Annotated in this window: 12 protein-coding genes; 6 read left to right on the top strand and 6 right to left on the bottom strand. The window is 27.0% G+C overall.

The window, feature by feature from the left end:
* Positions 1-74: 74 nt before the first annotated feature.
* Positions 75-365: a thiazole biosynthesis protein gene (gene thiI, locus FD726_RS03100; protein WP_159990132.1), complete on the top strand. Its 291-nt coding sequence runs from the start codon at positions 75-77 to the stop codon at positions 363-365.
* A 38-nt stretch (positions 366-403) separates the two neighbouring features.
* Here the strand turns inward: thiI and FD726_RS03095 are convergent, their stop codons facing one another.
* The 6 genes from FD726_RS03095 to cyoA form a co-directional block, all read right to left on the bottom strand.
* On the bottom strand, positions 404-1,768 hold the full coding sequence (locus tag FD726_RS03095) for an MFS transporter (protein ID WP_159990131.1): 1,365 nt from the start codon (positions 1,766-1,768) through the stop codon (positions 404-406).
* Positions 1,769-1,848: 80 nt separating this feature from the next.
* Positions 1,849-2,694 carry a heme o synthase gene (gene cyoE, locus FD726_RS03090; protein ID WP_159990130.1) on the bottom strand — a complete coding sequence of 282 codons (846 nt, stop codon included), beginning with the start codon at positions 2,692-2,694 and terminating at the stop codon, positions 1,849-1,851.
* A 40-nt stretch (positions 2,695-2,734) separates the two neighbouring features.
* Positions 2,735-3,070: a cytochrome o ubiquinol oxidase subunit IV gene (cyoD, locus tag FD726_RS03085; protein WP_159990129.1), complete on the bottom strand. Its 336-nt coding sequence runs from the start codon at positions 3,068-3,070 to the stop codon at positions 2,735-2,737.
* On the bottom strand, positions 3,070-3,654 hold the full coding sequence (cyoC, locus tag FD726_RS03080; protein WP_159990128.1) for a cytochrome o ubiquinol oxidase subunit III: 585 nt from the start codon (positions 3,652-3,654) through the stop codon (positions 3,070-3,072). The genes cyoD and cyoC overlap by 1 nt, the downstream gene beginning before the upstream one ends.
* Entirely contained in the window at positions 3,635-5,635 is a 2,001-nt protein-coding gene (cyoB, locus tag FD726_RS03075) for a cytochrome o ubiquinol oxidase subunit I (protein WP_159990163.1), read from the bottom strand. Before cyoB ends, cyoC begins: the two co-directional genes overlap by 20 nt.
* A 100-nt stretch (positions 5,636-5,735) precedes the next feature.
* The gene (cyoA, locus tag FD726_RS03070) at positions 5,736-6,629 is read right to left on the bottom strand and encodes a ubiquinol oxidase subunit II (protein ID WP_159990127.1); all 894 of its coding nucleotides are present in this window, start codon (positions 6,627-6,629) and stop codon (positions 5,736-5,738) included.
* A gap of 1,005 nt (positions 6,630-7,634) precedes the next feature.
* On the opposite strand from cyoA, the gene bolA reads away from it, so the two are divergent.
* From bolA to lon, 5 genes are all read left to right on the top strand, one after another.
* The gene (gene bolA / locus FD726_RS03065; protein WP_204162676.1) at positions 7,635-7,952 is read left to right on the top strand and encodes a transcriptional regulator BolA; all 318 of its coding nucleotides are present in this window, start codon (positions 7,635-7,637) and stop codon (positions 7,950-7,952) included.
* Positions 7,953-8,206: 254 nt separating this feature from the next.
* Positions 8,207-9,517, top strand: coding sequence for a trigger factor (gene tig / locus FD726_RS03060; protein ID WP_159990125.1), 1,311 nt, complete (start codon positions 8,207-8,209; stop codon positions 9,515-9,517).
* A gap of 112 nt (positions 9,518-9,629) precedes the next feature.
* Positions 9,630-10,226 carry an ATP-dependent Clp endopeptidase proteolytic subunit ClpP gene (clpP, locus tag FD726_RS03055; RefSeq protein ID WP_255454564.1) on the top strand — a complete coding sequence of 199 codons (597 nt, stop codon included), beginning with the start codon at positions 9,630-9,632 and terminating at the stop codon, positions 10,224-10,226.
* 150 nt (positions 10,227-10,376) lie between these two features.
* The gene (gene clpX / locus FD726_RS03050; protein ID WP_159990124.1) at positions 10,377-11,675 is read left to right on the top strand and encodes an ATP-dependent Clp protease ATP-binding subunit ClpX; all 1,299 of its coding nucleotides are present in this window, start codon (positions 10,377-10,379) and stop codon (positions 11,673-11,675) included.
* Positions 11,676-11,841: 166 nt separating this feature from the next.
* Positions 11,842-14,178, top strand: coding sequence for an endopeptidase La (lon, locus tag FD726_RS03045; protein ID WP_159990123.1), 2,337 nt, complete (start codon positions 11,842-11,844; stop codon positions 14,176-14,178).
* Positions 14,179-14,252: the final 74 nt, after the last annotated feature.

The raw sequence follows: 14,252 nt of genomic DNA, 5'->3' as shown, positions 1-14,252 counted from the left end.
AAAAATAACATAATAGAATAATGTTATTGTTTTTATTATTTAAATAATTTTCATTTTTTTAAAAAAATTATTAGTTGATAAACTATAAAAAGGAAAAGATAGTGAAAGAAAAAAACATTTTATGTGTAAATAAAAATAAATGTATCATTGATATACGTTCTATCGATGAACAAGAAAAAAAACCATTGAAATTGAATAATAATATTAAAATTATATCAATTCCTTTTTATAAACTAAAAACACATTTCAAAAAATTAGACAAAAATAAAATTTGGTTACTTTATTGTGATAACGGTTTAATGAGTCGTTTACAATTACTGTATTTACTTAAACACGGATTTAATAACGTAAAAATTTATGAATGAAAAATCATAATATTTATTCTAGAATTAAATATAAATAATTATAAATTATTAAGAAATTTTTCTACCTTACTTCTATCAGTAATTGTATTATCAATCTTAATATATAAACTTTTTTCTTCATGTACTATTAGTGTTTCTGAAATACCTGGTTGTTCTTTTATTTTTGTTTCTAAATCCGCAATAGTTAATGCTTTATCGCTTAATGTTATACGTGTATTAGTGATATATGGTGGTTCTGATATATTAAAGCTAATTATTAACCAAAAAATAGCAATTAATATACAATATAAAAATACAGTTTTAGCATCAAAATGTCCTAATATCCAACCACCCATACTGCTACCAAAAGCGACACCTAAAAATTGGCTAGTAGAATAGAAGCCCATAGCAGTACCCTTATACCCTAATGGTGATTCTTTACTTACTAAAGAAGGTATAATAGCTTCCATTAAACTAAAAGCAAAAAGAAAAAGTTGTATCCCAATAATTAACATCCAAAGATTATTGAGAAAATTTTGTAATAAAATTTCTGATGTTATTATAATTATAATACCAATTAAAAACATCTGCTTTACTAAACGATTAATTTCAGCATAAATCATACTAGGTATTACAAGAGCAAATGCAATTAACATAGTTGTTAAATAAATTTTCCAATGTTTTGATACTGGTATTCCAGCTATTTCAAATTGATGTGGTAAAACAATAAGAACACACATTAATAATGTATGTAAACAAAAAATACTAAAATTTAATTTAATTAATTTGTAATTTAATAATATTTTAAAAAAACTACCTTTTATTATATCAATTTCTCGATTAACCTTATGATTTATTTCTGGTGGAACTAGATATATCACAATAAAAATACAAATCAATGAAAAAATAGATATAATCCAGAATAAAGAATGTAATCCAAAAGCATGCGTAACTATAGGACTCATTATTATTGCAATAGCAAATGTAATACCAAAATTGATACCAATATAAGCAGTTACTTTACTCAAGTTTTGTTCACGAGTTAAATCGGATAATAGTGCCATTATTGCAGCAGAAATTGCACCTGATCCTTGACAAGCCCGACCAATAATTAAATACCATATGGAATTACTATTAGCAGCAATTAAGCTACCTAACAGTAGCAAAAATAAACCAAACAAAATAACTGGTTTTCTTCCTATACGATCAGACATTAAACCAAATGGAATCTGGAATATTGCTTGTGTTAATCCGTAAATACCTATAGCTATACCAATAAGAGTTTTATTTGCATTTTGCAATAACATCCCATAAGTAGTTAATACGGGTAAAACCATAAACATTCCTAACATGCGCAATGAAAAAACCATTCCTAGTCCTACGCTAGTACGCAGTTCTGTAGTATTTAGCTTTCTATCTTTCATTGTGTTAAACCATATCAAATTATTAAAATTAATATAATAATATTTTACATATCAAATCATATTATATTGATAAATTCAATTTAATCTATAGATATCATTATACTTATTACAGTAATAGTAAAAATAGAAAAAATAAATAGTTGACGAGCCCAAACTTCATTATTATCTGTTTTATAACCTGATAAAGCTATAATAAACCATATTAAACTTACTAATGATGAAACAAATAAACACCTGTAACTAGCATATCCACTAATGGTTAACATAAAAATAGAAAAAATAAACAGTACAATATAAAAAATAATATGGTGTTTCGTTGTAGTTATACCTTTTATTGCAGGTAATACAGGAATATTTACTAGTTTATAATCTTTTAAAAATAATATTGCAATAGAATAAGAGTGAGGTACCTGCCACAAACTAAAAATTAAAGTTAAAATTAGTGCACAAATATCAAATTTATTGGTTACTGCACAGTAACCAATAATAGGGGGAGTTGCTCCTGCAATACTACCAATTAATGTACTATGAATAGATCTGCGTTTCATGTACAAGCTATATACGACTACATAAATACCCGCTCCTAACATCGCTAATAAAGTTGATATAAAATTTACATAAAAATATAATAAAAATAATCCCTTAATACCCAACATAAAAGAATAAAAAACAACTTTTTTTATCGATATAACATTCTTAGCTAATATTCTGTTTTTTGTTCTATCCATTTTTTGATCTATATCGCAATCTATAACATTATTTAAAATACAACTTGAGGCAATTACTAAAGAAACCCCAAGCAAAGAAATAATTAATAATTTGTAGTTAATATTGCCTTTTGAGGCAAGCAAAAAACCACCAGCGACAGAAATCAAGTTACCAAAAATTATTTTTGGTTTTACTAATTGTAAATATTGTTTAAGCATTATTAAATTGTAAATTATTACTTAATAACTTTATTATGTTTTATCTAACCATCATATTATGATTTAAATTAGACATAATCCAAATAGAACCTGCAACTATAATTAAAATAATTATTGCAGAAAAAATTAGTGATATCATATTCCATCCATCTTCAGATTTACTATCTAAGTGTAGGAAACAAAATAAATGAACTAAAACCTGAATAATTGCACAACTTACTATTACACTAAGCATCATACAGCGAGATGTGCTTTGAAATATTACTATCCAAAAAGGAATACTAGTTAAAATAATAGATAGAATAAAACCAATAACATATGATTTTACACTGCCAGGTAATGTATAATCTTCATTTTCATTAAAAACATGATTCATTACATAACCCCCATTAAATAAACAATAGTAAACAAACATATCCATATTACATCTAGAAAGTGCCAAAAAAGACTTAAGCACATAAGACGAGTAATATTATTTATTTTCTTTCCAAATTTAAGTAACTGAATAATAAGTACTAACATCCAAACCAAACCACAAATTACATGAATTCCATGAGTTCCCACTATAGTAAAAAAACTAGATAAAAATCCACTTGTAGTCGGACCATAGCCTTGTTCAATTAAATGATAGAATTCATAAAATTCCATACCTATAAATGATAAGCCTAATAAAAAAGTAATAACTAACCATATAACAATATTTGATTTGTTTTTATTTATTGATATCACACTCATCCCGCAAGTAATAGAACTTAGCAGCAATAAAAAAGTTTCTATTAGTACGAATGGTAATTCAAATATATCTTTCCCTGTAGGTCCATCTGCTGTATTGTTAACCATGACTGCATAAGTTGCGAAGAGAGTTGCAAATATTATACAGTCACTCATCAAGTAAATCCAAAAACCAAATATTTTATTAGATTCTATATGTTGATTATGTTTAAGAGATTTGCTGACCATTGTTTAAACCTGTTTCGCTAATCTTATCAAAATGCTGTTTTTCAATTGTTTCAATTTCATCAACTGAAACATAATAATTTGTATCGTAATCAAAACTTTTTAAAATCCAAGTAGCAATCATACCACAAAAAGATATTATAGCTAACCACCAAATATACCATACTAATGCGAATCCTAATACTGTACCAAAAGCAGAAATAATAATCGCAGCACTGCTATTTCTTGGCATATGAATTTTTTCATATTTTTTAAACTTTTTATAAGCTTTACCTTTTTCTTTCATATCCCAAAATGCATCTAAATCCTCTACATGAGGAATGAAAGCAAAATTATAAAAAGGTGGCGGTGAAGAAACAGACCATTCTAATGTTCTTCCGTTCCATGGATCTCCTGTTAAATCTATATTTTTTTTACGATCACGTATAGAAACATAAAACATTATTAATTGACATATTATTCCCATCGCTATTATACATACGCCACATGATGCTATAACTAATAAAGAATGAAACTGAGGATCTATATTTTGACTAATACGTCGTGTCATTCCCATAAATCCTAGCGCATATAATGGCATGAACGCAATAAAAAATCCAATGATCCAAAAAAAGAATGAAAGCTTTCCCCATGTTTCATTTAGTGTAAAACCAAATATTTTTGGAAACCAATAAGTTATTCCAGCCATACAACCAAAAACTACACCACCAATAATCACATTATGAAAATGTGCTACCAAAAATAAACTATTATGTAATACAAAATCAGCACCTGGCATAGCTAATAAAACACCACTCATACCACCTATAGAAAAAGTGATTAAAAAACCTATAGTCCATAACATGGCGGAATGCATTCTAATGCGCCCTTCGTACATAGTAAATATCCAATTAAAGATTTTTACTCCTGTTGGAACTGCTATTACCATAGTCATAATACCGAAAAAAGCATTAACGTTTGCACCTGCTCCCATAGTAAAAAAATGATGTAACCAAACAATAAATGATAAAATAGTAATAGCTATAGTAGCCCATACTAAAGAATTGTAACCAAATAAGCGTTTTCTAGAAAAAGTTGCAGTTATTTCTGCAAATACTCCAAATACCGGCAAAACTAATATGTATACTTCTGGATGTCCCCATATCCAAATTAAATTAATGTACATCATCATATTACCACCCATTTCATTTGTAAAAAAATGAAATCCTAAATATCTGTCAAGTGTTAATAGAAATAATGTAGCAGTAAGTACAGGAAATGATATTATAATCAAAACGTTAGTGCATAAAGCAGTCCATACAAAAACTGGCATTTTGAATAAATCCATACCTGGAGCTCGCATTTTTAAAATAGTTACAAAGAAATTAATTCCTGTTAAAGTACTACCAATTCCTGCTAACTGAATACTCCATATCCAATAATCAACTCCTACTCCCGGACTGACATCGCTTCCAGCAAGAGGGGGATAAGCTAACCAACCTGTTTGTGCAAATTCACCTATACCTAAAGATAAATTTACTAATATTACACCAATTATAGTAAACCAAAAACTTAAGCTATTTAAAAATGGAAATGCAACATCTCGTGCTCCAATTTGTAATGGAATAATAATATTAATTAAACCAATAACTAAAGGCATTGCTACAAAAAATATCATAATTACGCCATGAGCAGTGAATATTTGATTGTAGTGATGTTCCGGTAAAACACCTGCTTCACCGGCTGATGCTAAAACTTGTTGGGCACGCATCATTATCGCATCAGCGAAACCACGTAATAGCATTATAAATGCAACAAGAATATACATGATTCCTATTTTTTTATGGTCTAAAGATGTTAACCATTCTGACCATAAATATTTCCACTTTTTAAAATAAGTAAGAACTATAACTATGAACAAACCAACTATTATAATACCAGAAACCGCACCCATAATAATTGGTTCATGATAAGGTATTGAATCTAATGTTAATCTTCCTAACATATGCATATTATTATATTTTTCCTCCTAGTATTGTTGCCTAAACAAAAATTTATATTGCACCTATTTTCAGACATAACTGGATAGATAAAATAATAATATTTTATCCATTTTCATAATTCATATTATGAACCATATTATGATTCATTTTAAATTTTTCAATTATCTTTAAGAATAGAGTGGGATCTACCTTAGAAAAGTACTTCACTGGATCATTCTTACTAGGTATAGCAATATTTTCAAAATCATTCATATCTCGTATTACGATGTTAGATTTTTTAATATTATCTGTCCATTTTTCAAAGCCCTGATTATTTTCAGTTACAATGGCTTTAAATTTCATATCAGAAAATCCTTGCCCACTAAAATTAGAAGAAATTCCATTGTAAATTCCAGGATAATTGGCTATTAAGTTAAGTTGGGTTTCCATACCGGCCATAGCGTAAATCTGACTACCAAGCTGTGGTATAAAAAAAGAATTCATAACAGAATTAGAAGTGATCTTAAACAAAATAGGAGTATTTACTGGAAATGCTATTTGATTAATAGTGGCAAAACCTTGTTTTGGATAAATAAAAAGCCATTTCCAATCTAAAGCAACAACATCTATTTCTATAGGTCTAACATTAGATGCAATTGGTTTTCTAGGTTCTAGTTCATGAGTTGATTTCCAACTTAATATACTAAGGAAAATAACAATTATTATTGGAATTGTCCACACTATAGCTTCTATCTTATTAGAATGTGACCAATTAGGACTATATTTTGCGTTTACATTAGATTCACGATATTTCCATGCAAATAATATTGTCATAACAATAGCTGGAATAACAACGATTAACATCAAACAAAAAGCAGTTAATATTAATGAGCGCTGCTGTAATGCAATTTGACCCTTTGGATTTAATAAAGCACTTTCGCATCCACTAAGTAATGTAGCACAAGAGATAAATAATAAAATTTTCTTTATTTTACTGTTGTATTTTTTAGATATCATTTAATTACCTCATTGAAAATTATTTGTATCTACATATTATTTATCTTATAAATTAGTTAAACAATTTAACATTATAGAAATATTAACAGAATTAGAAAATGTTTAGTTATTTAAATTGAAAATAAAAAATAATTAATAATACTTGATATTATTGATGTTAATCATATAACCTATTACTCGATTGATTAATTTTAACAGTTACATAATAACTTTTTTAATTTATTTACCGAATAATTATTTTAACTATAATATAAATTTATTTACATTACTAAAAATTCAATTAAAGTATTACTCATTATAAACATTATAATATAATTTTTTAATTTTGATTAGCTTACAAAGCTATAAGTCTTTTAAAAGATTTAAACATATATATTTAAAATAAGCTAGACATATCCATGTTAAATTCTAATTTGAATAAGTATAAAATTCAAATAAAGACCAAAATTAATTAATAAATTTTGGTTTATTATGTACTATAAGTACTTGATATAGATAAAATTAATCATTTTTATAGAACAAATTGATATTTATTAGTTTAAAAAATTTATAATAGTAAATGTAAGATAATGAATTATTTTGTGTTATATTTTTATGTCAATTATGGTATATATACAAAATAATATTTAATATGTTTTTCATAAAACTAGCTATAATGTATAAAATTTCGATTTCCTGCACTTTTAACTTAATATCTTAATAATTAGTATCACATATTGATTAATACTAATCTAACAGTAAAATTTATAATTTTTTAATTACATAACTTATTTAAGGTGTTAAAAAATATAATATTATCCTTAATAAATTTTTTAGTATCAGTTTAGTTATGAAATTTAAAAAAATATTATTGAAGGGTTATAACTATCTTGTTTTACGAAATTATTAATATTAACTAATTGATGAAATAATAAAAAATATGTTTTTATATTGTATTTGGTAAAAAAGTTAAAGATACTAATATTTAATTATATGCGATATAAAGCTTTCTATTTAAGGAGCAAAATAATGATTCGCGAACAAATAGAAGAAAAACTTCGCTTAGCCTTCAAACCACTTCATCTAGAAGTAAACGATGAAAGTTATAGACACAATGTTCCTGCTGGTTCGGAAAGTCATTTTAAGGTAATTATTGTTAGCGATCACTTTAAGGGACAGCGTTTTTTGATACGTCATCGTGCTATTTATAGTGAGCTCACTACTGAGTTATCAAGGATACATGCTCTTGCATTACATTCATATACTCTAAAAGAATGGTCAGTATTACAACATACTGTTCCTAATTCGCCTTATTGTAATAGTAAAAAAACTCAAATTGCTTAGGTTTTTTAAATTTAAACGGCCTGAGGGCCGTTTTATTATTTTATTCATTTATTTTGAATTAATTATATTTTCTTAATGATTTATCTATAATAATTTAGCTAAAATATTTTATATAATAAATTATTATGAAAGTATATTATAAATAATTTTCTATGAATCTTTTCTTGTAATATACACAAACCTATATTTTCCATTTATATAGATTTTATAAACATGATGTTTTGAGGTAAATAAAAATAAGTTGGAGATATAATATGCAATTGTTAGCAAATGTTAATCAGAATTTAATTCATAAAATGACTTGTACTATAGATTCTGAAAAAATTAATAAAGCTATAGAAAAAGAACTAACTAATATATGTAAGAAAATCAGTATTAATGGATTTAGAAAAGGTAAAGTACCAATACAAATAGTATCACAAAGATATAAAAATTCTGTTACTCTAGATATTTTAAATAATTTCATGACAAATAACTTTATTGATTTAATTGCAAAACAAAAAATAAATATAATTGGTTCACCAAAATATATTCCAGGAATATTTACTGAAAATAAAGATTTTGAATATGTAGTTGAATTTAATGCTTATCCAATAATTGATTTGAAAATATTAAAAAATATTAGCATTGAAAAACCAATAGTCACTATAACAGAATCGGATATAGATTCAACTATAGAAAATATTAAGAGAAAATGTATAAAGTGGGTGGAAATAAATTCATCAGTAGAAAAAAATGATCGTGTTACTATCGATTTTACTAGTTATATTAGAGGAAAAGAAATAAAAAACGGAACAACACTTGGTTTTGTTCTGCCATTGGGTAAAGGACACATGTTATCCTGTTTCGAAGAAAAGATTATTGGTTATAAAAAAGGAGATAATTTTATTATTGATTGTAGTTTTCCAGAAGATTATCATTTAAAAGTATTAAAAGGACAAAGAGTACATTTTAATATAAAACTTAAAAAAGTTGAAAGACCTACTGTTCCTGAATTAAATAAAGATTTAATTAAATCTTTAGGTATAAAGGATGGATTAATATCTAGTTTTAGGAATAAAATACGCAAAAATATGGAATTAGATTTTAAAATAGCCATGTATAAGGAAATAAAAAATCAAATAATTAAAGAAATCTTAAATTTAAAATTAATTGATATTCCGATATCATTAATTAATTATGAAATAAAAGATATAAACAAAAATCATTCACCTAAATCTTTAACTAATCAAAAAAAATTAGAAAATTTTCAAAAAATCACAGAAAATGTAGTAATAGATAAAGCAAAAAAAAATGCTGCTATAAAGTTAATTTTACAAAACATATGTTCTCAACATAATATTCAAGCTGATGAAAAAAGTATTCATGAAGTAATAGAAGAATTATCACATAGTTACAAAGATTCAAAAGAAGTTGTCAATTTTTATAAAAAAAATGATAATATTATAGATAATATTAAAAATATGATAATAGAAAAAAAAGCTATTGATATAATACTAAAAGAAGCCAAAGTAATAGAAAAGAAAATTGATTTTAATATTCTAATGAATCAAGCAATCATTTAATGATTTATAAATTCATATACTTTTAATTAATTCATAAAAATTAATATAAGATTAATCTCATGTTTTATGTTAGGAGATAACAGTGTTATTACATAGCAACAATAGTTATGAAATTTTCAGCCAAAAAAATACTCTAATACCAATGGTAATTGAACGTAACACTCATGGTGAACGTTCTTACGATATATATTCTCGCTTGTTAAAAGAAAGAGTAATATTTCTAACTGGACAAGTTGAAGACTATATGTCTAACTTAATTGTTGCTCAAATATTATTTTTAGAATCGGAAAATCCGGAAAAAGATATAAATATATATATTAATTCTCCAGGAGGAATCATTACATCTGGAATGTCTATATATGATACCATGAAATTTGTTAAACCAGATGTTAGCACTATTTGTATTGGTCAAGCGTGTTCAATGGGTGCATTTTTATTAGCAGCAGGAACTAAAGGAAAACGTTTTTGTTTACCTCACTCACGAGTAATGATACATCAACCTCTTGGAGGATATCAAGGACAAGCAACAGATATTGAAATTCATGCACGAGAAATTCTAAAAGTAAAACAATGCATGAATGAATTGTTGGCTAAACATACTGGGAAATCTTTAGAACAAATAGAAAATGATACTGAACGTGATTATTTCTTATCGGCAAAAGAAGCATTAAAATATGGAATTATAGATTCAATTTTAACATCTCGTTAATAAAAATTATTTTTGTTATAATTGTTTTTAATTATACCCTTCATTACAAACATCTTAATGGAGAAAAAAAGATTAAATCAATTTAACCAATTAGTTAAATACATTCACCTGGTTTCTAGAGTATATAAAAATAAAAGAAGGGGTTGAATGATGATAGATAAAAATGAAGATAATTTAAATAAATTACTTTGCTGTTCTTTTTGTGATAAAAATCAGCAAGAAGTACGTAAATTAATTGCTGGACCATCAGTCTATATATGTGACGAATGCGTTTTTATGTGCAGAGATATTATTTACGAAGATAGTAGCAAGGAAGTTGTTTCACAGGAACAGGAATTACGTAAAATTCCTACTCCACATGATATCCGTTGCTATCTTGATGATTATGTAATAGGTCAAGAATTAGCTAAAAAGGTATTAGCTGTAGCAGTGTATAATCATTATAAGCGTTTACATAATAATATTAAGCATAATAATATTGAATTAGGGAAAAGCAATATACTACTTATAGGACCAACAGGGAGCGGAAAAACCTTATTAGCAGAAACTTTAGCTAAACTTCTAAATGTGCCTTTTACTATAGCAGATGCAACTACATTAACTGAAGCTGGTTATGTAGGAGAAGATGTAGAAAATATTATACACAAATTATTGCAACAATGTAATTATGATATAAAGAAGGCACAAAACGGTATTATATATATTGATGAAATTGATAAAATTTCTCGCAAGTCTGATAATCCATCTATAACTAGAGATGTTTCAGGAGAAGGAGTTCAACAAGCTCTTCTTAAATTAATTGAAGGTACATTGGCTGCTGTACCTCCTCAAGGGGGACGTAAACATCCACAACAAGAACTTTTGTATATTGACACTTCAAAAATTCTTTTTATTTGTGGAGGTGCGTTTGCTGGATTAGATAAATTTATTGCTCAACGTATCAAAATAGGTTCAGAAATAGGTTTTATTGCTGATATCAATAATAAATCTAACAATTTTACTGAAAGTAAATTATTATCTCAATGTCAACCAGAAGATTTAATTAAGTTTGGATTAATTCCTGAATTTATAGGTCGTTTGCCTGTAATTACAATTTTAAATGAACTCAATGAAGAAACTTTAATTGAAATTTTACATAAACCCAAAAATGCTCTAACTAAACAATATCAGACTTTATTTCAATTAGAAGGGGTTGAACTTAAATTCCACAATAATGCATTAAGTGCTATAGCTAAAAAAGCTATAATACATAAAACAGGGGCTCGTGGTTTACGTTCTATCATTGAAGATATATTATTAGATACTATGTATAGCTTACCTTCAATGAAAGGAATAGGTAAAGTATTAATTGATGAATTAGTAATTGAAGGAAAATCTAAACCAACTTTAGTTTACGTTAATTCTGATTGTCAAGAATCTAATAAAGAAAAAAATACAGCATTGATTTAAATTCGTAAAATTAAACTATAATTAATAGTTTTTTTGTTAATTATATTAATATTGAATGTGTGACAATCATCCCCATATGATTAATATCTGTAATTTTTAAACAAAAATTTATATAAACTAAAATTTAGTTCTATCCAACACAGATTTAGAATTAAGAGAGAGATGCATGAATCCTGAGCGTTCTAAATGTATTGAAATACCCGTATTACCTTTGCGGGATGTTGTAGTATACCCACATATGGTAATTCCACTATTTGTTGGAAGGGAAAAATCAATTAGATGCTTAGAAGCTGCAATGGATCAGGACAAAACTATTATGTTAGTAGCACAAAAAGAAGCATCAACAGATGAGCCTGGAATTAATGATCTCTTTTCAGTAGGAACTGTATCATCAGTATTACAAATGTTGAAATTGCCTGATGGAACAGTTAAAGTTTTAGTTGAAGGTTTACAACGTGCTTATATAAAAACATTAGCTGATAAAGGTGATCATTTTGTTGCCGAAGCGGAGTATTTAATTTCACCTAAAATTGAAGATAGAGAGCAAGCAGTACTAATCCGTACAGCAATTAATCAATTTGAAGGTTATATAAAACTAAACAAAAAAATTCCACCTGAAGTTTTGACTTCTTTAAATAATATAGAAGATGCAGCGCGTCTAGCAGATACTGTAGCTGCACATATTCCATTAAAATTAGGAGATAAACAGTCAGTTCTTGAAATGTCAGATGTAAATGAACGGTTAGAATACCTTATGGCTATGATGGAATCTGAAATAGATTTAATGCAAGTAGAAAAAAGAATTAGAAATAGAGTTAAGAAACAGATGGAAAAAAGTCAGAGAGAATATTACTTAAATGAACAAATGAAAGCAATTCAAAAAGAATTAGGTGAAATGGATGAATCACCAGATGAATATGAAATTATAAAGAAAAAAATTAAAATTTCAAAAATGACAACAGAAGCAAGAGATAAAACTGAATCTGAATTACAAAAATTAAAAATGATGTCCCCAATGTCTGCAGAAGCAACAGTAGTACGTAGCTTTATTGATTGGATGATTCAAGTTCCTTGGTACAAGAGAAGTAAGGTAAAGAAGGACTTATGTGAAGCTCAGCAAATATTGGATATAGATCATTACGGTTTAGAGCGTGTTAAAGAAAGAATTTTAGAATACCTTGCAGTACAGAGCAGAATTAATAAGATTAAAGGACCTATATTGTGTTTAGTAGGACCTCCAGGAGTAGGGAAAACATCTTTAGGGCAATCTATTGCTAGAGCTACTGGTCGAAAATACATTAGAATGGCGCTTGGCGGAGTACGTGATGAAGCAGAGATTAGGGGACATAGACGTACTTATATCGGTTCTATGCCAGGAAAAATAATACAAAAGATGGCTAAAATAAAAGTAAAAAACCCACTTTTTTTATTAGATGAAATTGATAAAATGTCATCTGATATGCGTGGCGATCCATCTTCTGCTTTACTAGAAGTTCTTGATCCAGAACAAAATGTTTCTTTTAACGATCATTATTTAGAAGTAGATTATGATCTTTCTGAAGTAATGTTTATAGCTACTTCTAATTCAATGAATATTCCCTCACCTCTATTAGATCGTATGGAAGTAATTCGTCTTTCCGGTTATACAGAAGATGAAAAATTAAATATAGCAAAAAAGTATCTTTTACCAAAACAAATTAGCTGTAATGCACTTAAATTAAGAGAAATAACTATTACAGATGATGCTTTTTTAGGAATTATTAGATATTATACTCGTGAAGCTGGTGTACGTAATTTAGAACGTGAAATTTCTAAATTATGTCGTAAAACTGTGAAATTATTATTAATTGATAAAAAAAAGAATAATGTTTCAATTAGTATAGAAAATCTTGATGATTTTTTAGGAGTACGTCGATTCGATTACGGTAAAGTTGATAATAAAAATAGGATTGGTCAAGTTACTGGATTAGCTTGGACTGAGGTAGGAGGAGATTTGCTTACAATAGAAACAGCATGTATTCCTGGTAAAGGGAAACTTACCTATACTGGTTCTTTAGGAGAAGTTATGCAAGAGTCTATTCAAGCAGCACTAACTGTAGTACGGGCTCGTGCTGAAAAATTAGGTATCAATTCTGATTTTTATGAAAAGAGTGATATTCATGTTCATGTTCCAGAAGGTGCTACACCGAAAGATGGTCCTAGTGCTGGAATTGCTATGTGTACTGCATTAGTATCTTGTTTAACCTGTAATCCAGTTCGCTCTAATTTAGCAATGACTGGAGAAATTACTTTACGTGGTCAAGTATTACCTATTGGAGGTTTGAAAGAAAAGCTATTAGCTGCACATCGGGGTTATATTAAAACAGTACTAATTCCAGATGAAAATAAACGTGATTTGCAAGAAATACCTAAAAATATAATTTCCAACTTAAATATTTATCCGGTAAAACGAATCGAAGAAGTACTGAAACTAGCTTTAGAAAATCAGCTTTATAGCATATAATTGAATTAGATAATATCTTAAAAAAATATTGTTATTATGTGCTTCAATAAATATAAATTTTGCTGTTGAGTATT

Origin of the sequence: Pantoea sp. SoEX (genome assembly GCF_009829945.1) — a bacterium.
GTDB lineage: Bacteria > Pseudomonadota > Gammaproteobacteria > Enterobacterales > Enterobacteriaceae > Pantoea_C.
Note: the sequence above shows the minus strand (reverse complement) of the source record. Positions and strands in the feature narration are given on the sequence as shown.